21 protein-coding genes are annotated in these 26334 nt (G+C 71.3%); 8 read left to right on the top strand and 13 right to left on the bottom strand.

What is annotated here, in order from left to right:
* Positions 1-33 precede the first annotated feature (33 nt).
* Positions 34-1722: an LCP family protein gene (locus tag ACIA6C_RS26545; protein WP_399279476.1), complete on the top strand. Its 1689-nt coding sequence runs from the start codon at positions 34-36 to the stop codon at positions 1720-1722.
* 136 nt (positions 1723-1858) lie between these two features.
* Here the strand turns inward: ACIA6C_RS26545 and ACIA6C_RS26540 are convergent, their stop codons facing one another.
* Positions 1859-2899, bottom strand: coding sequence for a glycosyltransferase family 2 protein (locus ACIA6C_RS26540; RefSeq protein ID WP_399279474.1), 1041 nt, complete (start codon positions 2897-2899; stop codon positions 1859-1861).
* 381 nt (positions 2900-3280) lie between these two features.
* Between ACIA6C_RS26540 and ACIA6C_RS26535 the strand changes: the two genes are divergently transcribed.
* Positions 3281-4681, top strand: coding sequence for an LCP family protein (locus ACIA6C_RS26535; RefSeq protein ID WP_399279472.1), 1401 nt, complete (start codon positions 3281-3283; stop codon positions 4679-4681).
* Between the two features lie 9 nt (positions 4682-4690).
* Here ACIA6C_RS26535 and ACIA6C_RS26530 read toward each other — a convergent pair whose 3' ends face one another.
* The 3 genes from ACIA6C_RS26530 to ACIA6C_RS26520 all read right to left on the bottom strand — a co-directional run bounded on the left by ACIA6C_RS26530 (position 4691) and on the right by ACIA6C_RS26520 (position 8224).
* The gene (locus ACIA6C_RS26530; RefSeq protein WP_399279470.1) at positions 4691-6205 is read right to left on the bottom strand and encodes a glycosyltransferase family 39 protein; all 1515 of its coding nucleotides are present in this window, start codon (positions 6203-6205) and stop codon (positions 4691-4693) included.
* A 145-nt stretch (positions 6206-6350) separates the two neighbouring features.
* The gene (locus ACIA6C_RS26525) at positions 6351-7481 is read right to left on the bottom strand and encodes an acyltransferase (protein ID WP_361137077.1); all 1131 of its coding nucleotides are present in this window, start codon (positions 7479-7481) and stop codon (positions 6351-6353) included.
* 206 nt (positions 7482-7687) lie between these two features.
* Positions 7688-8224 carry an acyl-CoA thioesterase gene (locus ACIA6C_RS26520; protein ID WP_329195740.1) on the bottom strand — a complete coding sequence of 179 codons (537 nt, stop codon included), beginning with the start codon at positions 8222-8224 and terminating at the stop codon, positions 7688-7690.
* A 106-nt stretch (positions 8225-8330) separates the two neighbouring features.
* Here ACIA6C_RS26520 and ACIA6C_RS26515 point away from each other — a divergent pair, with 106 nt between their 5' ends.
* Together ACIA6C_RS26515 and ACIA6C_RS26510 are read left to right on the top strand one after the other, a co-directional pair.
* Positions 8331-9596 carry an LCP family protein gene (locus ACIA6C_RS26515; protein WP_399279468.1) on the top strand — a complete coding sequence of 422 codons (1266 nt, stop codon included), beginning with the start codon at positions 8331-8333 and terminating at the stop codon, positions 9594-9596.
* A 173-nt stretch (positions 9597-9769) separates the two neighbouring features.
* Positions 9770-10912, top strand: a complete 1143-nt coding sequence (locus tag ACIA6C_RS26510) for an acyltransferase family protein (RefSeq protein WP_399279466.1) — start codon at positions 9770-9772, stop codon at positions 10910-10912.
* Between the two features lie 64 nt (positions 10913-10976).
* On the opposite strand, the gene ACIA6C_RS26505 is transcribed toward ACIA6C_RS26510, so the two are convergent.
* The 3 genes from ACIA6C_RS26505 to ACIA6C_RS26495 all read right to left on the bottom strand — a co-directional run bounded on the left by ACIA6C_RS26505 (position 10977) and on the right by ACIA6C_RS26495 (position 14172).
* Entirely contained in the window at positions 10977-11783 is an 807-nt protein-coding gene (locus ACIA6C_RS26505) for a polyprenol monophosphomannose synthase (RefSeq protein WP_399279464.1), read from the bottom strand.
* Positions 11784-11807: 24 nt separating this feature from the next.
* Positions 11808-12890, bottom strand: coding sequence for an NDP-sugar synthase (locus tag ACIA6C_RS26500; RefSeq protein ID WP_361137081.1), 1083 nt, complete (start codon positions 12888-12890; stop codon positions 11808-11810).
* Between the two features lie 109 nt (positions 12891-12999).
* The gene (locus tag ACIA6C_RS26495) at positions 13000-14172 is read right to left on the bottom strand and encodes an acyl-CoA dehydrogenase (protein ID WP_361137083.1); all 1173 of its coding nucleotides are present in this window, start codon (positions 14170-14172) and stop codon (positions 13000-13002) included.
* 240 nt (positions 14173-14412) lie between these two features.
* On the opposite strand from ACIA6C_RS26495, the gene ACIA6C_RS26490 reads away from it, so the two are divergent.
* Both ACIA6C_RS26490 and ACIA6C_RS26485 read left to right on the top strand, forming a co-directional pair.
* Positions 14413-15756 carry a UDP-glucose/GDP-mannose dehydrogenase family protein gene (locus ACIA6C_RS26490; RefSeq protein ID WP_361137085.1) on the top strand — a complete coding sequence of 448 codons (1344 nt, stop codon included), beginning with the start codon at positions 14413-14415 and terminating at the stop codon, positions 15754-15756.
* Between the two features lie 172 nt (positions 15757-15928).
* The gene (locus tag ACIA6C_RS26485; protein WP_399279461.1) at positions 15929-17248 is read left to right on the top strand and encodes a glycosyltransferase 87 family protein; all 1320 of its coding nucleotides are present in this window, start codon (positions 15929-15931) and stop codon (positions 17246-17248) included.
* 48 nt (positions 17249-17296) lie between these two features.
* Here ACIA6C_RS26485 and ACIA6C_RS26480 read toward each other — a convergent pair whose 3' ends face one another.
* From ACIA6C_RS26480 to ACIA6C_RS26465, 4 genes are all read right to left on the bottom strand, one after another.
* Positions 17297-18376, bottom strand: a complete 1080-nt coding sequence (locus ACIA6C_RS26480; protein ID WP_366083173.1) for a dipeptidase — start codon at positions 18374-18376, stop codon at positions 17297-17299.
* A gap of 144 nt (positions 18377-18520) precedes the next feature.
* On the bottom strand, positions 18521-19699 hold the full coding sequence (locus ACIA6C_RS26475; protein WP_399279459.1) for a dipeptidase: 1179 nt from the start codon (positions 19697-19699) through the stop codon (positions 18521-18523).
* The gene (gene purE, locus ACIA6C_RS26470) at positions 19696-20244 is read right to left on the bottom strand and encodes a 5-(carboxyamino)imidazole ribonucleotide mutase (protein WP_361137093.1); all 549 of its coding nucleotides are present in this window, start codon (positions 20242-20244) and stop codon (positions 19696-19698) included. The genes ACIA6C_RS26475 and purE overlap by 4 nt, the downstream gene beginning before the upstream one ends.
* Positions 20241-21380 (bottom strand): 5-(carboxyamino)imidazole ribonucleotide synthase, encoded by a 1140-nt coding sequence (locus tag ACIA6C_RS26465; RefSeq protein WP_399279457.1) that lies wholly within the window; start codon positions 21378-21380, stop codon positions 20241-20243. Before ACIA6C_RS26465 ends, purE begins: the two co-directional genes overlap by 4 nt.
* A gap of 258 nt (positions 21381-21638) precedes the next feature.
* Here ACIA6C_RS26465 and ACIA6C_RS26460 point away from each other — a divergent pair, with 258 nt between their 5' ends.
* Positions 21639-22190, top strand: a complete 552-nt coding sequence (locus ACIA6C_RS26460; RefSeq protein ID WP_361137097.1) for a GtrA family protein — start codon at positions 21639-21641, stop codon at positions 22188-22190.
* 86 nt (positions 22191-22276) lie between these two features.
* Here ACIA6C_RS26460 and ACIA6C_RS26455 read toward each other — a convergent pair whose 3' ends face one another.
* Both ACIA6C_RS26455 and ACIA6C_RS26450 read right to left on the bottom strand, forming a co-directional pair.
* Entirely contained in the window at positions 22277-23542 is a 1266-nt protein-coding gene (locus ACIA6C_RS26455; RefSeq protein WP_361137099.1) for an ATP-binding protein, read from the bottom strand.
* Between the two features lie 61 nt (positions 23543-23603).
* Positions 23604-24281 carry a response regulator transcription factor gene (locus ACIA6C_RS26450; RefSeq protein ID WP_136213631.1) on the bottom strand — a complete coding sequence of 226 codons (678 nt, stop codon included), beginning with the start codon at positions 24279-24281 and terminating at the stop codon, positions 23604-23606.
* A gap of 503 nt (positions 24282-24784) precedes the next feature.
* Between ACIA6C_RS26450 and ACIA6C_RS26445 the strand changes: the two genes are divergently transcribed.
* On the top strand, positions 24785-26302 hold the full coding sequence (locus ACIA6C_RS26445) for a peptide MFS transporter (protein WP_399279454.1): 1518 nt from the start codon (positions 24785-24787) through the stop codon (positions 26300-26302).
* Positions 26303-26334: the final 32 nt, after the last annotated feature.

Genomic DNA, 26334 nt, shown 5'->3' with positions numbered 1-26334 from the left:
ACACCGATCGATGTGATCTTGAGGGGGGTACGCGTGAGGCACAGCAGCGTGCGTGGGGAGGGGGCGCCCGACCAGGCCACCGGCGACGGCATACCCGGCGGCGGTGGGGGTGCGACCGGCGTCGTGCCCCCACCGCGGTCGGGTTCCGCCGGGGCCCGGCCCCCGGGGCGCCAAGGGCGGCCCGTCCGCCGGCGCCGTCGGCGGGTGCTGTTCTGGGTGGCCTCGGTCCTGGCGTTCCTGATCCTTTCGACGTCGGCGGCCGGGTACCTCTACTACCGGCACCTCGACGGCAACATCCGCAGCGGCCAGCGGCTCAGCGGTGAGAGCGGCGTGGCCAAGACCGAGGCGAACGCCAAGGGCCAGCGTCCGCTGAACATCCTGCTGATCGGCTCGGACAGCCGGAACAAGCCGGAGAACCTGGAGCTCGGCGGCGACCGGGACGCCGTGGGAGCGCCTCCGCTCGCCGACGTCCAGATGCTGCTGCACGTCTCCGCGGACCGGAAGAACGCCTCGGTGGTCAGCGTTCCGCGCGACACCCTGGTGGACATACCCGAGTGCACCGACCCGAAGAACGGCGAGAAGTTCAAGAAGACCCACGCCATGATCAACGAATCCCTCGGGCGTGGGGGTCCCGGCTGCACGCTGGCCACCTGGGAGAAGCTGACCAACGTCTACATCGACCACTGGATGATGATCGACTTCTCCGGCGTCGTGCAGATGGCGGACGCGATCGGCGGCGTCGACGTCTGCGTGAAGGACAACGTCTGGGACCGCCCCCTGCCGACCTCCAACGGCGGCTCCGGCCTCAAGCTGAAGGCCGGCGTCACCAAGGTCAAGGGCGAGCAGGCGCTCCAGTGGCTGCGCACCCGTCACGCGTTCAGCAGTGACCTGGGCCGGGCGCAGGCGCAGCACATGTACATGAACTCGATGATGCGCGAGCTGAAGGGCCAGAACGCCTTCACCGACGTGGGCCGGATCACGGCCCTGGCGGAGGCGGCCACGAAGGCGCTGGAGGTCTCCGAGGAGATCGGCTCGGTCAAGAAGCTGTACGGCCTGACGATGCAGCTGAAAGACGTACCGGTCAACCGCATCACCATGACGACCATGCCGACGTTCCAGGACCCCCGGGACAAGGACCGGCTGATCGTCAACCAGGGCGACGCCGACAAGCTGTGGACGATGCTCCGCAAGGACGTGGCCTTCGACAAGAACGGCGACCCGCAGGCCGCCCAGAGCCCGCAGCCCGGCCAGCCGGCCCCGCAGCCCGGACAGAGCACGCCGGGCGCGGGCGCGTCGCAACAGCCGGTCACCGCGCCCGACAAGATCACCGTGCACGTGGTCAACGGCACGGGCGCCGGGATGCCGCTCGCGCCGCAGCGGGCCTCCGCCGTCGCGGGGGCGCTGGCCGAAAAGGGGTTCACGGGGGCCAAGGCGGACAGCGCGCTGATCCCGGAGAAGACCACCGTGGTCCGCTACCCGAGTGCGGACCTGGCCGATGAGGCGCAGAGCGTCGCCGCGGCGCTGGGCATCCCCGCGAGCGCGGTGCAGCAGTCGGCCGACGTCTCCCGGATCACGCTGATCGTGGGAGCCGACTGGCGTGAGGGGACCGCCTACCCGCAGCAGGCCGCCCCGGTGGCCGGGTCGGTCCCGGACACGGCCGAGGCGATCAACGGCGCGGACAGCGGGCAGTGCATGGACGTGTACAAGCCCTACCGGTGGTGACCTGAGCCGGAAGGGCGAAGGGGTGGCCCCGGTCCGCTGCTGCGGACCGGGGCCACCCCTTTCCCCTGCGGGCCGTCCCCTTCGCGTACGGGCCGTCCCCTTCGCGTACGGGCCGTCCCGTTCAGGCGCGGGCCGCTCAGACCTCGGAGGGGTCGCGGCGCACCGAGGGGCGGCGGCTGGCGATGACCTTGTCCGCCAGCGCGCGCGGGCTGGTCAGGAAGCCGAAGCCCCAGCTCATGTGCATGGTCGCCAGGGCCACCGGGATCTGCGCACGGGCCTTGAGGGAGAGCCCCTTGCCGGCCGGGACCGAACCCGCGGTGATCGCCGCGAGGTAGCCCGCGGGGACGGCGAAGGCCCAGGGGGTGAGGGCGACACCCGCCACCAGCCCGGCCGCAATGGCGCAGACGGCGGTCGGCGGGGCCAGGTAGCGCAGGTTGATCGAGCCCGAGTGGTAGCGGGCCACGACGTGGCGCCAGCGTCCGTAGTCCTTGTACTGCTTGGCGAGCGCCCGTACGGAGGGCCGCGGGCGGTACCGGACCTTGAGCTCGGGCGAGAACCAGATGAGCCCGCCGGCCTCGCGGATGCGGAAGTTCAGCTCCCAGTCCTGGGCGCGGATGAACTCCTCGTTGTAGCCGCCCTGCTGCTCCAGTGCCTCGCGCCGGAACACGCCCAGGTAGACGGTCTCGGCGGGGCCGGCCTCGCCACCGGTGTGGAAGGCGGCGTTGCCGACGCCGATCCTGGAGGTCATCGCGGCGGCGACGGCTTCCTCCCAGGCGTTCTCGCCCTCGGCGTGCATGATCCCGCCGACGTTCTGCGCGCCGGTCTCCTCCAGGAGGCGGACGGCGGTGGCGATGTAGTCCGGGGAGAGCATGCCGTGACCGTCGACGCGTACCACGATCGGGTGACGCGAGGCCTTGATGGCCGCGTTGAGGGCGGCCGGGGTACGGCCGGTGGGGTTCGGGACGGTGTGGACGCGGGCTCGTTCGTCGGACGCGGTTTCGCGTACGAGCTCGGCGGCGATCTCGTCGGTGCGGTCCGTGGACGGTCCGAGTGCGATCACCACCTCCATCTCGCCTGAGTACTCCTGGCCGAGGATGTGCCGGACGGAGTCACGCAGATGGCGTTCCTCGTTGAGCACCGGCATGATCACCGAGACTGCGGGCTGCTGGGCGGGCATGTGGTCCTTCACGGTCGGGTATCGGTGTCACGTTACCGCGTACGGGGGAACCGGGTGCGCGGCGGACGAGCGGTACGGCCGGACGCTGATCGTATGGGCCTACTGTTCTGACGATCCGCCAATCCCCCATAGCCGACAAAACCGCCGATATTACCTTTTTCGGCACTGCCTGTCCCTGCTGTCCCTGCCGCTCGCTGTCGTTCCCTGCCGCTCCTCCCCCTGCCCTGCTGCTCCCCCGCGGAGGTGTCCCCCGTGCCCCAGCCGCACCGTCCCACCCGTCCCGCCAGGCCACGGCCGCCCCGGCGCGCGCCGCACGGTGGTGGCGGCGGTGGTGGTGGCGGAGGCCCGGTCCGGCGCCCCGGGGAGGGGCCCCGGTGGGGGGTGCGGTTCGCGGGCGGCCTGGCGGTGGTGGTGCTGTCCTGCGGGGCCGTCGGGCACGCCGTGATGACCGGCCTGGACACCGGGATCGACCGGGTGGACCCGTTCAAGGACATGAAGAACCGCCCGCAGGCCGGGCACGGGATGAACTTCCTGCTCGTCGGCACCGACGGCCGGGACAAGATCACCCCGGAGGAGAAGCGGGAGTACCGCCTCGGCGGGGCGCCCTGCCACTGCACGGACACGATCATGCTGGTGCACCTGTCCGCCGACCGGGACCGGGCGACCGTGATCAGCCTGCCCCGGGACAGCTACGCCGAGGTCCCCGCCCACCAGGACCAGAACACCGGTCGCCCGCACAAGGCGCACGCCGTCAAGCTGAACGCCGCGTACTCGGAGGGGGGCCCCAACCTGACCGTGCGCACGGTGGAGAACATGACCCGGGTGAAGATCGACCACTACCTGGAGGTCGACTTCACCAGCTTCATGAAGACCGTCGACGCGGTGGGCGGTGTGACGATCTGCACCGCCAAGACGATGCGCGACAGCTACACCGGGCTGGAGCTGCTGCCCGGCACCCACCGCCTCACGGGGGGCCAGGCCCTGCAGTACGTACGTTCGCGCCACGTCGACGGGGCCGCGGACCTCGGCCGGATGCAGCGCCAGCAGCGGTTCATCGCGGCCCTGATCAAGCAGGCCACGAGCAGCGGGGTGCTGCTGAACCCGGTGAAGTTCAAGCAGGTCAGCTCGACGCTGCTGGGCTCGGTGCGGGCCGACCGGGACTTCGGCTCGGAGCAGATGCTGGCTCTGGGGCAGGCGATGCGGGGCTTCACCCCCTCCTCGTCGGAGTTCGCCTCGGTGCCGGTCGGCGACACCGCGTACGAGGTCAAGGGGATCGGCTCGACCGTGAAGTGGGACGAGGCGAAGGCGGCCAAGCTCTTCGAGTCGCTCCGCGAGGACCGGCCCCTGGCCGACGCCCCCGCCGGGCGGCCGGCCCAGCCCGCCCAGGGCGGCGGCCGGCCCCCGACGGCGGTCCCGGTCGACGTGCCGCCCGACGAGATCCGCGTCCAGGTGGAGAACGGCACCCGCATCGCCGGCCTCGGCGGCCGGGTGGACTCCGCGCTGCGCGCCACCGGCTTCGACACCACCGGGGTCCCCGGCGCCGGCGCCCGCCGGGACGTCAAGCGCACGGTGATCACCTACGACCCCCGCTGGGACCGCTCGGCCCGCACGGTGGCGACGGCCCTGCCCGGCAGCGAGCTGCGCGCGGTACCGGGCCAGGGCCGCACGGTCCTGGTGACGGCGGGCACGGACTACCAGAAGGTGATCCCGGTCCGCGCGGACGACCCTTACCGGGGCCAGTTCGCGGTGGCCACCGGCGACCAGGTCAACTGCGGCACCTAGCGGGCGGGGCTACTTCGTCCGCTCCAGCAGGGACACCTGGAGCCCGCGGACGCTGGTCTTGCGGAGCACCTTGTAGTGGCTCTGCAGTGCCTTCGCCTGCGCGTCGGGGAGCTTGTGGTACGGGTTGTCCGTCCCGCTCCAGGTGACGACCCAGATGCGGCGCGTGGTGTCGAGGCAGTCGACGGGCCGGGGGCACTCCTGCGGGAACAGGTCGTCGCGCTGCACCGCGGTGCGCTCGGAGAACACGTCCCGGAGCTTGACGCGGTCGGGGAGGAAGTACTCCACCTGGAAGTCGATCATGTACACGCTGTCGGAGCCCCGGACGGGCACGAAGCCGTCCCCGGGCTGGTACCCCTTGGCGATGATCCCCGCGGCCGCCTCGCCGTCGAGGCCCACCCTCACGAGCTCCGTGCGCTGCTGGCGCTGGTCGGGGAGGCCGAGGAGCACGATGGCGGCCAGCCCGGCCGCGCCCACCGCCTTCGGCTTGACCGCGGCCAGCCCGGCGGCGGCCAGCACCACCCAGGCGGGGACGGTGAACAGCAGGTACCGGTCCATGAAGTAGGAGGTGCTGCCCTGCGAGACGAGGAAGTCGGCCGCGACGGGGACCGCCCCGATCAGGCCGAGCTCCAGCGCGGGTCGCCGGCCCCGGGCCCATGCGAGGGGGAGCAGTGCGGCCGCCGCGACGGCGAGGGCCACGAGCGGGCTGCCGTAGAGGGAGCTCCAAAGGTCGGCGAGGCTCCGCAGGTGCGGGGTCTTGATCCAGCTGATCTGCCGGCCCACCTGGCGCTGGCCCAACAGCACCAGCGGGATCACCGGCACCAGCGCGACGGCGGTCGCCAGGGCGTACGTACCGACGGTGCGGCCCCGGCGGTCGCGCCGCCACCGCAGCAGCACGATCAGGGCGTGGGGCAGCAGGAAGAGCAGCGAGACGATGTGGAACAGCCCGGCCAGCGCCACCGCGAGGGCGTACGGGGCCCAGCGCCGCAGCGTCGGCCGGTCGAGCGCCCGCATCAGCAGCCAGGTGGCGGCGGTGACCGCGAGCAGCACGAAGGCGTACGACCGGGCTTCCTGGCCGTACCGGGAGACGGACGGGAGCAGGGCGAAGAGGAGGCCGGCGAAGACGGCGGTGCGGCGGTCGAAGAGCCGACGGGCCGTCAGTACGACGAAGCCCGCGGCGGCGGCCATGGCCAGCGCCGACGGCATGCGCAGCATCGTCTCGGAGTCGCCGGACACCGACATCCAGAAGTGCAGGACCAGGTAGTAGAGGCCGGAGACGGCGTCCACGTGGCCGAGCGTCTCGATCAGGTCCCCGGTGCTGCGCGAGGCGGCGCTCCAGCTCGCCAGCTCGTCGCGCCAGGGTTGCACCCCGGCGCTGCCGTAGACGGTGACGGCGAGGGTCAGCAGCGCCGCCCACAGCCAGTCGAAGCGCGCCGCCCGCGAAGCCGGTGCGCCGTCCGTCGCCGGGTGCGTCACGCGGTGGACCGAGCCGGCCTCCGGTATGGCAGCCGTACTCCTGCTCGTCATCTGCTCGTACCTTCCGGGTCCACGGGACGGCTGCGGTGCGCCGGCGCATGGGAAATCCGGACCGGGGCTCGACGTGCCAGGGTAGATCAGTCTCCGGGGCCGCAACCAATCCGCGACGGTTCGTACCGCGCTGCGCGGCCCGCGGTCACCTGGGGCGGACGGGCGGATCGCTCTTGGGCAGCGAGACCTTCGCCCCGTCCAGCAACCGCTTGAGCACCGCCGACAGCGGCCGCTCGGCGAAGCGGTGGACGAGCCAGGAGAGCAGCAGGATGACGGCCAGACAGAGGGCGAGCAGCTGGAACGGTGCGATGCCGTGGTTGCGGCCCCAGCGGATCATCGCCCAGCCGAGCTCCTGGTGGAGCAGGTAGACGGGGTAGGTGAGCGCACCGGCCACCGTGAGCCACTTCCAGCGGATCCAGTTGAGGGCGCCCATCGCCGCGGCGAGCATGACGAGGAAGGCCGCGGCGGAAACGGCCGCCATCACCGGCCAGGACAGGGTGTGGTGCACCTCGTACTCGTAACCGCCGACGGTGATGTGCAGCCGGTTCTGCGCGAGCAGCCAGGAGAAGGCGACCACTGCGAGCAGCAGTGGGTTCACGCCGAACCGGTAGATGAGGTACATCGCCACGCCCGCGATGAAGTAGGGGGCGTCCTGCGGCATGAAGACGGTGTCCATCAGTTTGCTGTCCGCACTCGGCGTGATCACCGCGAGGATCGTCCAGATCCCGCAGAACGCCAGCACCCGGCGGTACGTCAGGCCCATGACGGCGACGATCGCGAAGAGCAGGTAGAAGCGGAGCTCGATCCAGAGCGTCCAGTACACGCCGTCGGCCTCGGTCACGCCGAGGGGGCGCTCCAGCATCGTGAGGTTGGTCAGCACGTCGCTGACGCTCATCGGTTTGCGGCTGGCGCGGACGGTGGCCGCGAAGTTCACCACGAGGGTGGTGATGACGATGCCGGCCCAGTAGGCGGGGTAGAGCCGTACGACCCGGGAAGTGAAGTAGTCCCGGGGAGAACGGCCCCAGCACGACATGCAGATGACGAAGCCGCTGATGAGGAAGAACAGCTGGACGCCCATCCACCCGTAGGAGGCGACCCGGTGGACGCTCGGCATCAGCGTCCGCGGGGTGGCGCCCCACACCTCGGGGTGGATGTTGACGCCGGCCCAGTGGAAGGAGACCACGGAGAGCGCCGCTATCAGCCGCAGTCCGTCCAGGACGTAGAGCCGGGGGCGGCGCGCGGCGCCCCCGGCCTGCGGGGCCGTTCGTGCGGGCACGGCATCCAGCGCAGGCGGGGGTGGTATCACAGCTGACATGGGGGCTCGACTCCGCGATGTGTCCGGCTCGGGATCCGACGTCGCATCCGCTGGCGACCACGCCCCGACGTCTGACGCAACCTTACGGGCGGCTTACGGCGCCGCACGACGGGATGGCGGTTCCGTGATTCGAAACACGCGCCGATTCGATCCGCGCGCTCCCGGGCTCAGGCCTCGAACCCCTGGGCGGCGCGCTCCTCGCGCAGGGCCATGATCGCCTGGCGGCGGGCCAGCCGGTGGGTGCGGCGGATCTGGGCCTCCTGGAAGCGGCGCTCGTCCTGCTCCGTCTCCGGGAGGACGGGCGGCACCACGCGCGGCTTGCCGTCGGCGTCGACCGCCGCGAAGACGAGGTAGGCGCTGCCGACCTGGGTGGCGGGGGTGGATTCGTTCCAGCGCTCCGCGAGGACCCGTACGCCGATCTCCATGGAGGTGCGGCCGGTCCAGTTGCACTGGGCCTTCACGTGGACCAGGTCGCCGACCCGGACCGGGGCGAGGAAGGCCATCTCGTCCATGGACGCGGTGACCGCGGGACCGCCCGAATGACGCCCGGCCACGGCGCCCGCCGCGTCGTCCACCAGCTTCATGATCACTCCACCGTGGACGGTGCCCAGGAGGTTCGTGTCGTTGGCGGTCATGATGTGGCTGAGGGTGGTCCGGGAAGCCGAGATCGGCTTGCCCGGCGGATCGCCCGCTATCTCTGTCATACGAACACCTTAAAGCCGTCCCCGAAGCATCAGCTCTGCAACAGCACCGGTACGAACCGCCCACCGGGCTGTCGGGCGGCTCCGCCGGGAAGGCATCCTTGGGCACATGAATGACTGGCCCGAGCCCGAGGGTCCGCAGCGGATGCGGCACATCCAGCGGCAGCAGCCGCCCGTCCGGCAGCCCGGCCCGCCCCGGCCGCCCGCCGACCCTCCGGTGCGGCAGCCCGGGTACGGCGTGCCGCCGCAGCAGGCGCAGAGCCCCGGCGGTTACGACAGCGGCTACAGCACCGGGCAGGTCTACGGCACGCCCGCGGGCGGCGGAGGCGGGCGGCCGCCCGGCGGCCCGCGCCGGCCGGGGCAGGGCGGCCAGGGGCCCGTCCCCGTCCGGGTCGTCGTCGACTGGCGCAAGCGGATCAAGATCGGGGCGATCGTCCTCGTCTCCGCGCTGGTGGTCACCACGGTCGGCACCTACTTCTGGGCCGACTCCAAGGTGCGCCGAGAGGTGGACCTCTCGAAGGTCATCGAGCGCCCGAAGGAGGGCGACTGCACGACGTACCTCATCGTGGGCTCCGACAGCCGCGAGGGCATGTCCGACGAGGAGAAGCGCAAGCTCCACACCGGCTCCGCCGAGGGCAAGCGCACCGACTCGATGATGGTCCTGGCGAAGTGCTCCAGCGGGAACACCATGATCTCGCTGCCGCGCGACTCGGACGTGGAGATCCCGTCCTTCGTCGGCTCGCAGTCCGGCAAGAAGTTTCCCGCCCAGGGCCGCCGGGTCAAGCTCAACGCGGCGTACGCGGAGGACGGCCCGGAGCTGCTGGTGCGCACGATCGAGTTCAACACCGGTCTGCGGATCGACCACTACGCCGAGATCGGCTTCGCCGGTTTCGCGAACATCGTGGACGCGCTGGGCGGCGTGGAACTGGACATCGAGAAGGGGTTCAAGGACGAGAAGTCCGGAGCCGACTTCAAGGCCGGCCGGCAGACCCTGAACGGCAGCCAGTCGCTGGCGTTCGTCCGTACCCGGTACGCCTTCGCCGAGTCGGACCTGCAACGGACGAAGAACCAGCAGAAGTTCCTGTCGGCGCTGGCCAGTCAGGCGGCGACCCCGTCGACGATCCTCAACCCCTTCGCCCTCTACCCGGTGATGGGCGCGGGCCTGGACACGGTGATCGTGGACAAGGACATGGGCCTGTGGGACATGGGGCAGATGTTCTTCGCCATGAAGGGCGTCAACGGCGGTGACGGCGTGTCGATGAACATGCCCATCTCCGGTGAGCGCGGCGGCAACCTGATCTGGGACAAGGCCAAGGTGCAGCAGTTGGTGAAGCAGATCCAGAACGACGAGAAGGTCACCGTGCAGAGCCGCTGACCGCGTGCGGGGGGGCGCGGCGGCGCGGGCGTCGGCGTGCGCCGGGGTACGGGAACGGTCCGGTAGGTTGCCGTGAAACGTGTTGCGGCTCACGCGCCGGGGGGAGTCCGGGAGTCCGTGCTTTCGGTGCGGCATGGAACCGGACGGGCGTCCTTCCTCCCCCTGGAGCGTCCATGTCCCTGCATCCGTCCCCGCGCGCCTTCCCCAGGCCGCAGTCAGACGGTGACCACCTCGCGAGCCCTCGCGCCATCCCCGGACAGGCGGCGTCCGGGCGGGCGACCGGGCCGCGGCTGCGCGTCCTGGACGGGCTGCGCATCGTCGCGGCGATGGCCGTGCTCTTCCACCACTACACGCGCGAGGGACTCTGGGGGCGCGACGCCTTCGGCTGGCTGACGACCTTCGGCCGCTACAGCTGGCTCGGCGTCGAGCTGTTCTTCATGATCAGCGGTTTCGTCATCTGCATGTCGGCCTGGGGACGGCCGCTCGGCGGCTACCTGCGCAGCCGGGTGGTCCGCCTCGGACCGGCCTACTGGTTCTGCGTGCTGCTCACCACGGCCGTGCTGCTCGTCGACGGCGAGCCGTCGGGCGGTTCCGGCCCCGGGCTGAGCCAGGTCCTGACGAACCTGACGATGTTCCAGACACCGCTCGAACGCGACCACCTGGACATGTCGTACTGGACGCTGTGGTCCGAGGTCCGGTTCTACCTGCTCTTCGCCGTGGTCGCCCGGACGGGGCTGACGTACCGCAAAGTGATGAACTTCTGCTGGATCTGGACGGTGGCCTCGCTCCTGGCGCCGACGTCCGGGCTGCCCGTCCTCGACACCCTGGCGAACCCGGTCTATTCGCCGCTGTTCGTCTCCGGCATCTGCTTCTACCTGATCCGCCGGGAGGGGCCGCGCGCCGGCGAGCCGTGGGCCCTGGTGGGCTTCTCGTGGCTGCTGATGCAGCGCTGGCTGGACGACATCGTCCACTGGAACACCGTCAAGGGCGACCGGCTGTCCTGGGGGGCGTGCCTGGCCGTCATGAGCGCCTGCTACCTCGTGATGGCCGCCGTCGCCCTGCGGTGGCTCGACCGGATCGACTGGCGGTGGCTGCCGGTCGGCGGCGCGATGTCCTACCCGCTGTACCTGCTGCACCAGCAGATCGGCATCACCCTGCTGCGCCGGTGGCACCGCGACGTCGAACCGTGGACGCTGCTGCTGTCGGCGGTCGCCGTGATACTGGCGGCGGCCTGGCTGATCCAGCGCTACGTGGAACGGCCGTCCGCCCGGCTGCTGAGGCACTGGCTCGAAAGCCGGCCCGCGGCGCGCGCCTGACCGCCGGGCACGACGGAAGGGGCACCCCCGAGGGGGTGCCCCTTGCGTCAGGCGGGTTCGACGGCTACTTGCCGGCGCGGGCGCGGAGCTTCCACGGCATGGCGATGGACTCCAGCTGCACCGCGAGGTTCATCTTGGACTCGCCGACGGTGCGGTCCTCGAAGTGGATCGGGACCTCCATCACCTGGAAGCCGCGGCGCAGGGCCTTGTACTTCATCTCCACCTGGAAGCTGTAGCCGGCGCTGCCGATCGACGCGAGGTCGATCGCCTTGAGCGCGTCGGCGCTCCACAGGTTGAAGCCGCCCGTGATGTCGCGGACGCGGGTGCCGAGGATGGTGCTCGCGTAGGCGTTGGCCCAGCGGGAGAGCAGCTTGCGGTGCGCGCCCCAGGCATCGGAGAGGGTGCCGCCGGGCACGTAGCGGCTGCCGACGACGAGACCGGCGCCGGTGGAGCGGGCGACGCCCAGCATCTCGGCGATCTTCGCGGCGGGGTGGGAGCCGTCCGCGTCCATCTGGAGCACGTACTCGGCGCCGTCCTCGACGGCCTTGGCCATGCCGGCCGCGTAGGCACGGCCGAGGCCGTCCTTGGCGGTGCGGTGCAGGACCGACATGCGCGGCTTGCCGTCCTTGGTGAGGAAACCCTCGGCGAGCTCGTCGGCGATCTTGCCGGTGCCGTCGGGCGAGGAGTCGTCGACGACCAGCAGGCGCAGGCCCGGCTGGTCGAGGCCCATGAGCAGCTCGACCATGCCCGGCAGGTTGCCCGCCTCGTTGTACGTGGGCATGACCACGGTGAGCGGGGTGTGCGCCCAGCTGTCGGGGAGCTTCGTGGATGCGACGTCGGTCGCGCGGGGAGTCTGCTGCTCGCCTATCACAGGGTTATGCCTCACTGGAGTTGGTCACCGGTCGGAGGAGAAGCGGACGGATGCGGACGGCAGTTCTGCCTCGCACCACACCCGTGCCCCCGCGCGGAGTTCGTTGTCAGCCCCTACGACGGCGCCGTCCCCGATGACCGCGCCGTCAAGCACCGTGCGCGAACCCACCGAAGCGCGGGCGCCGATCAGGCTGGCGCTCACGTTGGTGTCCGCACCGATGATCGCGCCTTCCAGGACGATGGAGCCCTGGACGACCGCTCCCGCCCCGATGCGGGCGCCAGCCCCGACAACGGTACCGCCCGACAGCTTGGCGTCGTCCGCCACCTCGGCACCCGGGAGCACCAGGGCCTCACCGCGCGGGCCGGGGACGGCCGGGGAGGAGACGATACCGCGCACGAGGTCCGCGGAGGCCTGGACGAAGGACTCGGGCTTGCCGAGGTCCAGCCAGTAGGTGTCCTCGGTGACGCCGTGCAGCCTGGCACCGGAGGCGAGCAGGCCGGGGAAGGTCTCGCGCTCGACGGACACCGGCCGACCGGCCGGAATGGAGTCGATGACGCTGCGGCGGAAGACGTAGCAACCGGCGTTGATCTGGTCGGTGACGATCTCCTCGGGGGTCTGCGGCTTCTCGGTGAAGGCCAGCACCCGCCCCTCGGCGTCGGTCGGGACCAGACCGAAGGCGCGCGGGTCCTCGACCCGCACCAGGTGCAGGGAGACGTCGGCCCCGGCCGTCTGGTGGGACTCGACCAGGCCGGCGATGTCCAGGCCGGTGAGGATGTCGCCGTTGAAGACGAGGACGGGGGCGTCCGGTCCGCCCGTCAGCCGCTGCGCGGCGTTGCGGATCGCGCCGCCGGTGCCGAGGGGTTCGTCCTCGACGACGTACTCCAGCTTGATGCCGAAGTCCGACCCGTCACCGAAGTAGGGCTCGAAGACCTCGGCGAGGTAGCAGGTGGCCATCACGATGTGGGTGACACCGGCGGCGGCGGCCCTGGCTATCTGGTGTGCGAGGAACGGAACACCCGCGGCCGGAACCATCGGCTTGGGGGTGTTCACCGTCACGGGACGCAGCCGCGTCCCCTGCCCGCCAACCAGCAGGATCGCTTCCGTCATTGCTTTCTCCCCAACCGGTTCGGGCGTACGAAGGTTCAAATTTAGCCCATCAGCAGGCGCGCAAAGGCCGGAGGTGGCTGCCCCAGCCTCCTCCGGCCCGCTGTGCGTTCTACGGCAGGTTGCGCGCCATGACGATGCGCTGGACCTGGTTGGTGCCCTCGTAGATCTGGGTGATCTTGGCGTCGCGCATCATGCGCTCGACCGGGTAGTCGCGGGTGTAGCCGTAGCCGCCCAGGAGTTGGACCGCGTCGGTGGTGACCTCCATGGCGACGTCGGAGGCGAAGCACTTGGCCGCGGCGCCGAAGAACGTGAGGTCCTCCTTGTCACCTCCGGCGGACACGCGCTCGGACTTGGCGGCGGCGGAGTACGTGAGCTGGCGGGCTGCCTCGATCTTCATGGCCATGTCCGCGAGCATGAACTGCACGCCCTGGAAGTCGCCGATCGGCTTGCCGAACTGCTTGCGCTCCTGGACGTAGCCCTTGGCGTAGTCCAGGGCGCCCTGGGCGATGCCGAGGGCCTGGGCCGCGATCGTGATGCGGGTGTGGTCCAGGGTCTTCATCGCGGTGGCGAAGCCGGTGCCCTCGGCGCCGATCATGCGGTCCGCGGGGATGCGCACGTTGTCGAGGTAGACCTCGCGGGTCGGGGAGCCCTTGATGCCGAGCTTCTTCTCCGGCGCGCCGAAGGAGACGCCCTCGTCGCCCTTCTCCACGACGAAGGCGCTGATGCCCTTGGAGCGCTTCTCCGGGTCGGTGACCGCCATGACGGTGTAGTACTCGGAGACGCCCGCGTTGGTGATCCAGCGCTTGACGCCGTTGAGGACCCAGAAGTCGCCGTCGCGCACCGCGCGGGTCTTCATGCCCGCGGCGTCCGAGCCCGCGTCGGGCTCGGAGAGGGCGTACGAGAACATCGCGTCGCCCTTGGCCAGCGGGCCGAGGTACTTGGCCTTGAGCTCCTCGGAACCGGAGAGGATCACCGGGAGCGAGCCGAGCTTGTTCACGGCCGGGATGAGGGAGGAGGAGGCGCAGACGCGGGCCACTTCCTCGATCACGATCACGGTGGCGAGCGCGTCCGCGCCGGCGCCGCCGTAGGTCTCGGGCACGTGGACGGCGTGCAGGTCGTTGGCGACCAGCGCGTCGAGGGCCTCCTGCGGGAAGCGGGACTCCTCGTCGACCGTCGCGGCGAACGGCAGGATCTTCGCCTCGGCGAGCGAGCGGACGGACTCGCGGAGCATGTCGTGCTCCTCGGCCGGGCGGTACAGGTCGAAGTCGGCAGAACCCGCCAAGATCTCTCACTCCCCAGGTGTGATGCGTGGTGCGCGCTGCGTGATGTCGGCGCGCGGTCCGTGATGCTAACTACCGTTAAGTAACCCGAAGCTTAGTCTCCGGCGTCAGGGCAGCGATATGTACGGAGTACGTGAGCTGCGTGACAGCGGGGGTCCGTGGTGCCTTCGTGGGGAGCGTCCCCCGGGGCGGGCCCGACTATGCTCAGTGGCCGCAAACGGCCCCGCACCTCTGGAGCACCCATGGCCCCCCTCAGGATCACTGTGATCGGCACCGGCTACCTCGGCGCGACGCACGCCGCCGCCATGGCCGAGCTGGGCTTCGAGGTGCTGGGCCTGGACGTGGTGCCGGAGAAGATCGAGATGCTGGCCGCGGGCCGGGTCCCGATGTACGAGCCCGGGCTGGAGGAGCTGCTGGCCGCGCACGTGGCCGGGCTGCCGGGGTCGTCCGGGCGACTGCGCTTCACCCGGTCCTGGGAGGAGGTCGGCGCCTTCGGCGACGTCCACTTCCTGTGCGTCAACACGCCGCAGAAGCACGGCGAGTACGCCTGCGACATGTCGTACGTGGACTCCGCGCTGGAGTCGCTGGCCCCGCACCTGACCCGGCCCGTGCTGGTCGTGGGCAAGTCCACGGTCCCGGTGGGCTCGGCGGAGCGCCTCTCGGCGAAGCTGGCGGCGCTGGCCCCGGCGGGCGCGGACGCGGAGCTGGCGTGGAACCCGGAGTTCCTGCGGGAGGGCTTCGCGGTGCAGGACACCCTGCACCCGGACCGGATCGTGATCGGCGTGCAGGGCGACCGCGCCGAGAAGGTGCTGCGGGAGGTCTACGAGACGCCGATGGCGGAGGGCACCCCGCTGGTGGTGACGGACTTCCCGACCGCCGAGCTGGTCAAGACGGCCGCCAACTCCTTCCTCGCCACGAAGATCTCCTTCATCAACGCGATGGCCGAGGTCTGCGAGGCGGCCGGCGGTGACGTGGTGAAGCTGGCCGAGGCGATCGGCTACGACGAGCGGATCGGCTCCAAGTTCCTGCGGGCCGGGATCGGCTTCGGCGGCGGCTGCCTGCCCAAGGACATCCGCGCGTTCATGGCGCGGGCGGGCGAGCTGGGCGCCGACCAGGCGCTGACGTTCCTGCGGGAGGTCGACTCCATCAACATGCGCCGCCGCGGGCACATGGTGGAGCTCGCGCGCGAGGCGGTGGGCGGCTCCTTCCTCGGCAAGCGCGTCGCGGTGCTCGGGGCCACCTTCAAGCCGGACTCCGACGACGTGCGCGACTCCCCCGCGCTGAACGTGGCCGGGCAGATCCACCTCCAGGGCGGGCAGGTCACCGTCTACGACCCGAAGGGCATGGACAACGCGCGGCGCGTCTTCCCCACCCTCGGGTACGCGGGGTCCGCCGTCGAGGCGGCCCGGGGCGCGGAGGTCGTCCTGCACCTCACCGAATGGCGGGAGTTCCGCGAGCTGGACCCGGCCGCGCTGGGCGAGGTCGTCACGGACCGCCTCGTCCTGGACGGCCGCAACGCCCTGGACCCCGACCTGTGGCGGGGCGCCGGGTGGACGTACCGGGCGATGGGGCGCCCGCGCGCCTGAGGGAGCCGGGGCCCGCGCGGCATACCGCGCGCCTGAGGGGGCCGGGCCCGAGCGGCGTGCCGCGCGCCCGGAGGGACCGCGTCCCGAGCGGAACACGGTGCGCCGAGGGCCCGCCCGGGTCCGGTCCGGACCGGGCACCTCGGGGGGCGGCGGATCGGTAGAGTGGCGGCCGATGAGCGCTACCAGCAGCCCCGCGGCCGCCCCCGACTCGGCCCCGGCGGCCCCGCACGACGGCCGGGGGACCTCCCCGGCAGCCGCGCGCGGACGCGGCGCCCTCCTCGGTGTGGCGGCCCTCTGGGCGGCCACCCGGGCGCTGATGCTGTGGATGCTCGTGCACGACTTCCACAGCTCGAACCTCGTGCGCGTGGACATCAGCGGGACCTACCACAACTGGTACGACGTCCTGATCACCTGGTCGATGCCGCACGACGACATCACCTGGCAGTACCCGCCGGCGGCCGCGGCGATCTTCCTCTCGCCCGATCTGCTGCCCTTCCTCACCTACTTCCAGGCCTTCGTCGCCCTGACGGTGCTCTGCGACGGCGTCATCCTCGCGGGCCTGCTCCGCGCCGGCCGCCGCGGTGACGGCAGCATGGCCGGCGCCCTGCTCTGGCTGCTCGCGCTGCCGCTGCTGATGGCGACGCCGTTCGCGCGCTACGACGTCCAGGTGACGCTGCTCGCGGTCGGGTCGCTGCTCTGCCTGCGCCACCGCCCCCGGCTCGGCGGGGTGATCGCGGGTATCGGCGCGATGGTCAAGGTGTGGCCGCTGCTGACCCTGCTGGGCACCCCGCGCGGCAAGTCCACGCGGGAGGCCGTCACCGCGGCCGCCCTGTCCTGCGCGGCGCTGCTCGCCGTCTTCGCGGTCCTCTTCCGGGACTCCCTCGGCTTCCTCGGCAACCAGGGGGGCCGGGGCGTCCAGGTCGAGTCCGTCGGCGGTTCGGCACTGATGCTCGCCATGAGGACGAAGGTCTGGCCGGGGAAGATCACCTTCCAGTACGGCGCCTTCGAGTACGTCGGCCCGTACGTCCCGGCCGTCGCGCGGGCCTCGCTCGCCCTCACCGTGGTCGGCTTCATGCTGCTGCTCCTGTGGCGGGTCAGGGCACGTCGCTGGACGGCCGCGACCCCGCTGGACGCCGCGCTCTGCGCGGTCATGGTCTTCACGGTGACCAGCCGCGTCATCAGCCCGCAGTACATGATCTGGCTGCTCGGCCTCGCGGCCGTCTGCCTGACCTCCAGGCACACCACCCAGCGCCCGGTCGCATGGCTGCTGGCCGCCGCCGCGGTGCTGACCTCGCTGGTGTTCCCCGTCTGGTACGGCGACGTCCTGCAGAACACCTGGTTCGGCACGCTCCTGCTGTGCGCCCGCAACGGCCTGCTGCTCTGCGCGACCGTGTGGTCCGGCGTCCGGCTGTGGAGGGCGACCGTCGGCGCCGGGGCCGAGGAAGCCGGCCCGGCCCGCGACCCCGAACCCGCCGGGGCCCCGCGCGGGTAGAACGGGCGGCCGGACCGGGCGGGTAGAACGGGCGGCCGGACCGGGCGGCTAGGCCGGGCGGCGGTGCTGGGCCGCGCGGGCGGTGAACTCCGCGTCGCGCAGGACGCGTTGGGCGTTGCCCCAGGTGAGCAGGGCCAGGTCGGGTTCCGTCCAGCCGCGCTCCAGGAGTTCGGCGACCAGCCTCGGGTAGCCCGAGGGATCGGTCAGGCCGGCCGGGCGGGGGCTGCCGGGTTCGGCCCCGAACGCGGCTCCGAGGCCGACGCCCTCCGGGCCCGCGAGCGCCCGTACGTGGTCCACGTGGTCCGCCACCGCGTGCAGGGAGTCCCCGGTCCGCTCGGTGTCGAAGGTGACCATCGCCAGCCCGCCCGCCGCGCGCAGCGCGAGCAGCACCTCGTCGCTCACGTTCCCCGGGTGCGGGTTCAGGGCCGCGGCCCCGGTGTTCGAGATGACGACCGGCGCCTTGGAGGCGCCCGCGAGCTGGCAGGCCACCGCCGACGGGCATCCGGCCAGGTCGACCAGCATCCCCAGCCGGTTCATCTCCTTGACCACCTCGTGGCCGAAGACCGTCAGGCCCTCCCGGGCCCAGGGCGCCCCCGCGGGCGCGAGGAGGCGTACGCCCAGCGCGTGGAACGCGCGCAGGGCCCCCAGGGAGCCGCTCAGCGTCCGGCCGGGCACCGGGCCGAGGAACGCGGCGATCCGGCCCCGGTTGCGGGCGTCCGCCATGTCGTCGGGGGTCAGCGCGAGGCACAGGCTGTCGGGGTAGCGGCGCACGAGGGACAGCGCCACGTCGATCTGCTCCAGGGTGTCGGACACCACCTGGTCGGAGGCGGGCGCCTCGCTCGGCGTCAGCAGGGACCAGAACTGGGCACCGACCCCGCCGGCGCGCAGCCTCGGGATGTCGGTGTCGACGCCGAGGTCGGGGGTGTCGATGTCGTGGTACGGGCTCTGGCGCAGGGTCCAGACCAGCGTGTTGCAGCCGTCGGCGACGGGATGTTCGCTCAGCAGCTCCATGGCCCGGTCCAGGGCTCCGGGCGCCGCGCCGTGGGCGGCGAGGTCTTCGGATCCCAGGGAGCCGGGGCCCACGTCGGTGCCGGGGCTCGGAAGGGGTTCGTCCTGCAAGTCGGCCATGGCGTTCGCTCCGGTCTCGGCGCAGCAGGGAGAGAAGCGGGGTTCGTCTGGCCACGGTGACATGCGGGGCGCGCGGGTTCACGGCGGGTGTGGCGTTCGGGTGTCACCGCGGAGCGGGCACCCGAACGCCAAGGCGTCCCGGCCCTAGATCACCGCGTTGGAGGGGCCGCGGGTGGCCGACAGGTCGCGCGCCACCGCCTCGGCGTCGCGCAGCGCCCGTACCGCGTTGGACCAGGTCAGCTTGGCCAGGTCGGCCCGCGACCAGCCGCGGGCCAGCAGCTCCGCGATCAGGTTCGGGTAGCCCGCCACGTCGTCCAGCCCGGACGGGGTGAAGGCCGTGCCGTCGTAGTCGCCGCCGATGCCGATGTGGTCGACGCCCGCCACCTCGCGCATGTGGTCCAGGTGGTCCGCGACGGTGGCGGCCGTGGCCACCGGGCGCGGGTGCTCCGCCTCGAAGGCCCGGTGCAGGGCCATCGCCTCGGGGGTGGTGTCGAGGTGGTGGAAGCCGTGCGCGCGCAGGTTCTCGTCGGCGGCCAGCGTCCACTCGACGGCCCCGGGCAGGATGAACTTCGGCACGAAGGTGGCCATGGCCACCCCGCCGTTGGCCGGGAGCAGCGCCAGGACGTCGTCCGGGACGTTGCGCGGGTGGTCGCACACCGCCCGCGCGGAGGAGTGCGAGAAGATCACCGGCGCGGTGGACACCTCGATGGCGTCCCGCATCGTCGTCTCGGCGACGTGCGAGAGGTCGACGAGCATGCCGATGCGGTTCATCTCGCGCACGACCTCGCGGCCGAAGCCGGTGAGGCCCCCGTGCCGGGCTTCGTCGGTCGCCGAGTCCGCCCAGTCGATGGTGTCGTTGTGCGTGAGCGTCATGTACCGCACGCCGAGCTGGTGCAGGGCGCGCAGGGTGGCGAGCGAGTTGTTGATGGAGTGGCCGCCCTCGGCACCCATCAGCGAGGCGATCCGGCCGTCGGCGCGGGCCGCCTCCATGTCGTCCGCCGTCAGCGCCCGGGCGAAGGCCTCGGGATAACGGGCGATCAGCTGGCCGACGCCGTCGATCTGTTCCAGGGTGGCGCTGACCGCCGTGTCGCCCGCGTAGTCCGACCGTACGAAGACGGACCAGAACTGCGCGCCGACCCCGCCGGCGCGCAGCCGGGGGATGTCGGTGTGCAGGGTGCCGCGCTGGTCACCGGCGATGTCCAGCCGGTCCAGGTCGTAGCGGGCCTGCTCGCGCAGCGCCCAGGGCAGGTCGTTGTGTCCGTCCACCACGGGGTGCTCGGCCAGCAGCTCGCGCGCCTCGGCCAGGCGCTGCGCGGCGCTCACTTGGCGAATCCGAACGACTCCGTGCCGGCGACCTTCGTACGCAGCCGCTTGCCCTTCTCGGTGGCCTGGTCGTTCAGCTCCTGCTGGAAGTCCCGCATCCGGGCCAGCAGCTCGGTGTCGTGGGCGGCCAGCATCCGTACGGCCAGCAGGCCCGCGTTGCGCGCTCCGGCGACCGAGACGGTGGCGACGGGAACCCCGGCGGGCATCTGGACGATCGACAGCAGGGAGTCCATGCCGTCGAGGTACTTGAGCGGCACCGGGACGCCGATGACGGGCAGCGGGGTGACCGACGCGAGCATGCCGGGCAGGTGGGCGGCGCCGCCGGCGCCCGCGATGATGGCCTTGAGGCCGCGGGCGTCGGCCTGCTCCCCGTACGCGATCATCTCGCGCGGCATCCGGTGCGCGGAGACGACGTCGACCTCGTAGGGGATCTCGAACTCGTCCAGCGCCTGGGCCGCGGCCTCCATGACCGGCCAGTCCGAGTCGGAGCCCATGACAATGCCGATGACGGGGCCCGCGGGGCCTGCATGAGAGCTGGTGCTCATTCGGTGATCGTCCCTCTGAGGTAGCCGGCTGCGTGACGTGCGCGCTCCAGCACATCGTCCAGGTCGTCGCCGTAGGTGTTGACGTGGCCGACCTTCCGGCCGTGTTTCACGTCCTTGCCGTACATGTGGATCTTGAGCTGCGGGTCGTGGGCCATGCAGTGCAGGTAGGCCGCGTACATGTCGGGGTAATCGCCGCCCAGGACGTTCGCCATGACCGTCCAGCGGGCGCGCGGGCGCGGATCGCCCAGCGGCAGGTCCAGCACCGCCCGGACGTGGTTGGCGAACTGGGAGGTGACCGCACCGTCCTGGGTCCAGTGGCCGCTGTTGTGCGGGCGCATGGCCAGTTCGTTGACCAGGATCCGGCCGTCGGTGGTCTCGAACAGTTCGACGGCCAGGTGGCCGGTCACGCCGAGTTCCTTCGCGATGCGCAGGGCCAGCGCCTGGGCCTCGCCCGCCAGCTCCTCCGACAGGTCCGGGGCGGGCGCGATCACCGTGTCGCAGACGCCGTCGACCTGGATGGACTCCACGACGGGGTAGGCCACCGCCTGGCCGTGCGGGGAGCGGACGATGTTGGCCGCGAGCTCGCGGACGTAGTCCACCTTCTCCTCGGCCAGGACCGGGACGCCCGCCTTGAAGGGGGCCTCCGCGTCCTGCGGGGTGCGGACGAACCACACGCCCTTGCCGTCGTAGCCGCCGCGCACCGTCTTGAGGATGACGGGGAACCCGCCGACCTCTTGCGCGAAGGCCGCCGCGTCCGCCGGATCGCTGACGATCCGGTGGCGGGGGCTGGGCACGCCGATCTCGTCGAGCCGGGCGCGCATCACCCCCTTGTCGGCGGCATGCATCAACGCGTCGGGCCCCGGGCGGACGGGGATGCCGTCCGCTTCCAGGGCCCGCAGGTGTTCGATGGGTACATGCTCGTGGTCGAAGGTGATCACGTCACAGCCGCGCGCGAAGGCACGCAACGTCTCCAGGTCGCGATAGTCGCCGATGACGACATCGTTCACGACCTGGGCCGCCGAGTCCTGTGGGGTGTCACTGAGGAGCTTGAATCTGATGCCGAGGGGGATACCCGCCTCGTGGGTCATGCGGGCGAGCTGTCCGCCGCCGACCATGCCGACTACCGGGAACGTCACACCTCCAGGGTATCCGTCGGTATTCCGCCATCCGGACGCAGCCCTGGCGAGGACTCGCCGGGCCCCCCGTGTGCCGTGCGTCGCACGGGGCGCCGGGGGCGGACGCAGCCGGGGGGCGGCACTTACCATGGACGGACGACGAGATTCGGTTGACGGATACGTGTGACGCAGAAGACTGTGCGCCGAGACGGGTCGTCGACGACGAGTGACGCCTCCCGCACGGAGGGCGGCGACGACGGACAGGGACTGAGCCATCACATGAGCACGCCGAAGAACGTACCCGCCCTCGAACGCATACGCGGTATGGCTCGGGAGGTCGCCAAGTTCGGGGCGGTCGGCGGGCTGGGCGTGCTGGTGAACATGGGTGTGTTCAACCTGATCCGCAGCACGACCGACCTCCAGGTGGTGCGCGCCAGCGTCATAGCGACCGTGGTGGCCATCGCGTCGAACTACCTCGGCTTCCGCTACTTCGCCTACCGGGACCGCGCCGACAACAGCAGCCACACGCGCACGCGCGAGCTGACGCTGTTCGCCGCGTTCAGCGTGATCGGCCTGGTCATCGAGAACGGTGTCCTGTACACGGCCACCTACGGGCTCGGCTGGGACGGCTCCCTCGCGACGAACTTCTTCAAGTTCGCCGGTATCGGCATCGCCACGATCTTCCGCTTCTGGTCCTACCGGACGTGGGTCTTCAAGGCGCTGCCCGCGCCCGCCGCCTCGCTGGTCGTCGAGCAGCGCGACGGACAGGCCGCCACGGCGACCCCGGCGGCGCCCCTCGCGCCGGAGCCGGCCGCCACGCCGGTCCGCTGACGCACCCGGCCGCACGGACGGTCAGGCTGTGACGGCCCTGGCCGCACGGGCGGTCCGCTGACCGGCCCGGCCTCACGGATGGTCCGCTAGCGGACCGGACGCTCGGGCTCCGGCGGCGCGGGCGCCGTCCGGCTGAGGAACAGGGCGAACACCGGCGGCTGCGTCTGGAGCAGCTCCAGGCGGCCGCCGTCCGCCTCCGCGAGGTCCCGGGCGACGGCGAGGCCGATCCCGGTCGAGTTGCGCCCGCTGATGGCCCGCTCGAAGATCCGGTTGCCGAGGTCGGGCGGAACGCCGGGCCCCTCGTCCGTGACCTCCAGCACCGCCTGGTTGCCGATCACCCGCGTACGCAGCGCCACCGTGCCGCCACCGTGCATCAGCGCGTTCTCCACGAGGGTGGCCAGCACCTGGGAGACCGCCCCCGGCGTGCCCACGGCCCGTATGCCCGTCTTGCCGGAGCGCACGATGGCCCGTCCGGCGCTGCGGTAGGCCGGCCGCCACTCCTCCACCTGCTGCTTGACGACCTCGTCCAGGTCGAAGGGGACCGCCGAGCCGGTCCGGGGGTCGCGGGAGTTCGTCAGGAGCCGCTGCACCACGTCCGTGAGCCGCTCGACCTGCGTCAGGGCGATGCTCGCCTCCTCCCGGACGGTCTCGAGGTCGTCGGTGACGGTGATCTCCTCCAGCCGCATCGACAGGGCCGTCAGCGGCGTCCGCAGCTGGTGCGAGGCATCGGCGGCCAGGCGCCGCTCGGCCGTGAGCATCCGGGCGATCCGCTCGGCGCTGGAGTCCAGCACGTCCGCCACCCGGTCCAGCTCGGGGACCCCGTAGCGCTTGTGGCGGGGCCGCGGGTCGCCCGAGCCGAGCCGTTCCGCCGTCTCGGCGAGGTCGGTGAGTGGTGAGGCCAGCCGGTTCGCCTGCCGGACGGCGAGCAGGACGGCCGCCACGACGGCCAGCAGCGCCACCGCGCCGACCACCACGAGGGTTCGTCCGACCTCCTTGGTGACCGTGGAGCGGGACTCCTCGACCACCACCACCTCGCCCTGCTCCCCGCGGGCGGTGCCGCGGATGACGCTGTCCGGGATCCGTTCGCCCACCTCGACGGGCGGCCGGCCGGGCACGGTGATGCGGGCGTACCTGCCCATGTCCAGCTGCTCGGCGAGCGCGGTCGCGTCGACCGGCTTGCCCTCCAGGACGTCGGTCTCGACGATGCCCACCAGCCGCAGCGCCTCCGACCCGATGCGGTCCTGGGCGCTGCTGGTGATCGTCCGGGTCTCCACGATGACGAGGGAGACCCCGAACACGGCGATCACGACGAGTACCACGGCGAGCGTGGAGTTGATCAGACGGCGGCGCATGGCTCGGTCCGCACCCGGTTCTCGCTCGGTTCTTCTTCCGGCTCTTCGTTCAGCTCTTCGTTCAGCTCTTCTCGAAACGGAAGCCGACGCCCCGCACGGTCGCGATGTAGCGGGGGTTCGCGGCGTCGTCGCCCAGCTTCTTGCGGAGCCAGGAGATGTGCATGTCGAGGGTCTTGGTCGAGGACCACCACGTGGTGTCCCAGACCTCGCGCATCAGCTGGTCGCGGGTCACGACCCGGCCCGCGTCCCGGACGAGGACCCGCAGGAGGTCGAACTCCTTGGCGGTGAGCTGGAGCTCCTCCTCGCCCATCCAGGCCCGGTGCGACTCGACGTCGATCCGCACCCCGTGGGTGGCCGGCGCCTGCGAGGCCTCGTTCGCGCCGCGCCGCAGCAGGGCCCGTACGCGGGCCAGCAGTTCGGCGAGCCTGAACGGCTTCGTCACGTAGTCGTCGGCGCCCGCGTCCAGGCCGACGACCGTGTCGACCTCGTCCGCGCGGGCGGTCAGCACCAGGATCGGGAAGCCGTGCCCCTCCGCGCGCAGTCGTCGGGCCACTTCCAGGCCGTCCATGCCGGGCAGGCCCAGGTCCAGGACGACGAGGTCGACGCCGCCCTGCAGCCCCGCGGCCAGAGCGGTGGGGCCGTCCTCCCGGACCTCGACCTCGTACCCCTCCCGGCGCAGGGCGCGGGCCAGGGGCTCCGAGATGGATGCGTCGTCCTCGGCGAGCAGTACACGCGTCATGTGGGTGATGGTAGTGCGCGGCGACCGAATCGTGGGCCAGCCCGCAAACCCCTGCCGATCTGGGCTTATGGACTATCCGCCGCCTTCGAATATGGTCGAACGGTTCCCGGGGCGCCTGTGATCCATGTCTCAAGTCCTTCCATATGCCGCAGTGTCGTGTCGTATGGTGGCGAGACGCCTGATGCACTACCCAGGGGACCTTTGTGCCGAAAACGAGCCAGGGGTCTCCCCTTCTGTCCTGGGCGGACCGGCAGCTTGATGCGTACACGTGTCAAGTGATGCCCCGTCCGCCCCGGGTGAAGTGAATGACCTAGGGGCCGGGCCCTCGCGCGAAGGATGCGCGCAGGGCGTGGATCCCGGTTACGGACCTTCTTTCGCTCCCACCCCGTGGGGCGAGACCCCGAGGCGTGGGGTGGGCGGTCCGTCGCCGGTGCCGGCCACCCCCCACCGGGCGCTGTCGAGCTCACGAAGCCAGGCACCCGAATCAAAAGCAAGGATCGACCATGGCTTCCAGCCTGACGAAGGAATCGGCGGCTCCGGCCTCCGAGAAGACCTTCTTCGGCCACCCCCGTGGCTTGGCCACTCTGTTCATGACCGAGATGTGGGAGCGCTTCTCCTACTACGGCATGCGCGCCCTCCTCGTGTACTACCTGGTCTCGGGCGGCGCCGACGCCGCCACGGGCAGCCAGGGCGGCGGGCTGGCCATGACGGCCGCCACGACCACGGCCATCTACTCCGTCTACGTCTCCATGGTCTACCTGATGGCCATGCCGGGCGGCTGGTTCGGCGACCGCATCTGGGGTGCCCGCAAGACGGTCGCCATCGCCGGCTTCGTGATCATGGCCGGTCACCTCTCGCTGGCCCTGCCCGGCCAGGCGATGTTCTTCCTCGGTCTGATCCTGGTCGCGGTCGGTTCCGGTCTGCTCAAGGCCAACATCTCCACGATGGTCGGCCACCTGTACGACGGCCCGGAGGACCCGCGCCGCGACGGTGGCTTCACGCTCTTCTACATCGGCATCAACCTCGGCGCCTTCGTCGCCCCGCTGGTCGTCGGTACGGTCGGCAAGGAGCACAACTGGCACCTGGGCTTCGCCCTCGCCGCCGTCGGCATGGGCCTGGGCCTGACCCAGTTCCTGCTCGGCACCAAGCACCTGAGCCCGAAGAGCAGCCTGGTCCCGAACCCGCTGACGCCGGAGGAGCGCAAGGCCGTCCTCACCAAGGTCGTCCTCGCGGTCGTGGGCATCGCCGTCTTCTACGGCGCCGTGGTCGGTCTCGGCATGTACACGCTGAACTGGGCGCTGGTCCCGCTCACCTTGGCCGGTCTGATCATCCCGATCGCCGTGCTGACGCGCATCAAGCGCGACAAGGACCTGTCGGGCGCCGAGCAGTCGAAGATGACCGCGTACATCTGGTTCTTCATCGCCGCCGCCGTCTTCTGGATGATCTACGACCAGGGTGGCTCCACGCTGTCCCTGTTCGCCGACGACAAGACCGCCGGCACCGTGTTCGGCTTCGGCTTCTCGGCCACCTGGTACCAGTCGCTGAACCCGCTGTTCGTGATGGCCCTGGCCCCGGTCTTCGCCTGGCTGTGGCTGTGGCTGGCCCGCAAGAACCAGGAGCCGAACACCATCGTGAAGTTCGCGATGGGCCTGGTCCTGATCGGCGCCTCGTTCTTCGTCTTCATCATCCCGATGAACATGGCGGGCGGCGACGTCAAGGTCTCCCCGCTCTGGCTGGTCTCGATCTACATGATCCAGACCATCGGTGAGCTGTGCGTCTCCCCGGTCGGCCTCTCCGTCACCACGAAGATGGCCCCGCAGAAGTACGCCTCGCAGATGATGGGCGTCTGGTTCCTCGCCGTCACCGCCGGTGACTGCATCACCAGCCTGCTCTCCATCGCGGGCGTCGACCTGAACGGGCTCGGCATCATCGCGCTGCAGGCCGCGGCCGCCGCGCTGGCCGGCTTCGCGGTCTACGCCTACCGCAAGCGCGTGCAGACCCTCATGGGCAGCGTCCACTGACGCACCCCGCCAACGGAAACGGCCCGTCACAC

The sequence above is a fragment of the Streptomyces sp. NPDC051578 genome (assembly GCF_044454045.1).
Classification (GTDB): Bacteria; Actinomycetota; Actinomycetes; order Streptomycetales; family Streptomycetaceae; genus Streptomyces.
The sequence above is the reverse complement of the archived record's forward strand: the minus strand, read 5'-3'. Positions and strand labels throughout refer to the sequence as shown.

Coding starts and splice junctions, on each gene's coding strand:
- ACIA6C_RS26480 (WP_366083173.1), bottom strand. CDS start 18,376: ATGGCCGACTTGCAGGACGAACCCCTTCCGAGCCCCGGCACCGACGTG.
- ACIA6C_RS26455 (WP_361137099.1), bottom strand. CDS start 23,542: ATGCGCCGCCGTCTGATCAACTCCACGCTCGCCGTGGTACTCGTCGTG.
- ACIA6C_RS26530 (WP_399279470.1), bottom strand. CDS start 6,205: ATGACGAGCAGGAGTACGGCTGCCATACCGGAGGCCGGCTCGGTCCAC.
- ACIA6C_RS26490 (WP_361137085.1), top strand. CDS start 14,413: ATGGCCCCCCTCAGGATCACTGTGATCGGCACCGGCTACCTCGGCGCG.
- ACIA6C_RS26485 (WP_399279461.1), top strand. CDS start 15,929: ATGAGCGCTACCAGCAGCCCCGCGGCCGCCCCCGACTCGGCCCCGGCG.
- ACIA6C_RS26520 (WP_329195740.1), bottom strand. CDS start 8,224: ATGACAGAGATAGCGGGCGATCCGCCGGGCAAGCCGATCTCGGCTTCC.
- ACIA6C_RS26460 (WP_361137097.1), top strand. CDS start 21,639: ATGAGCACGCCGAAGAACGTACCCGCCCTCGAACGCATACGCGGTATG.
- ACIA6C_RS26515 (WP_399279468.1), top strand. CDS start 8,331: ATGAATGACTGGCCCGAGCCCGAGGGTCCGCAGCGGATGCGGCACATC.
- ACIA6C_RS26450 (WP_136213631.1), bottom strand. CDS start 24,281: ATGACGCGTGTACTGCTCGCCGAGGACGACGCATCCATCTCGGAGCCC.
- ACIA6C_RS26500 (WP_361137081.1), bottom strand. CDS start 12,890: ATGACGGAAGCGATCCTGCTGGTTGGCGGGCAGGGGACGCGGCTGCGT.
- ACIA6C_RS26445 (WP_399279454.1), top strand. CDS start 24,785: ATGGCTTCCAGCCTGACGAAGGAATCGGCGGCTCCGGCCTCCGAGAAG.
- ACIA6C_RS26540 (WP_399279474.1), bottom strand. CDS start 2,899: ATGCCCGCCCAGCAGCCCGCAGTCTCGGTGATCATGCCGGTGCTCAAC.
- purE (WP_361137093.1), bottom strand. CDS start 20,244: ATGAGCACCAGCTCTCATGCAGGCCCCGCGGGCCCCGTCATCGGCATT.
- ACIA6C_RS26510 (WP_399279466.1), top strand. CDS start 9,770: ATGTCCCTGCATCCGTCCCCGCGCGCCTTCCCCAGGCCGCAGTCAGAC.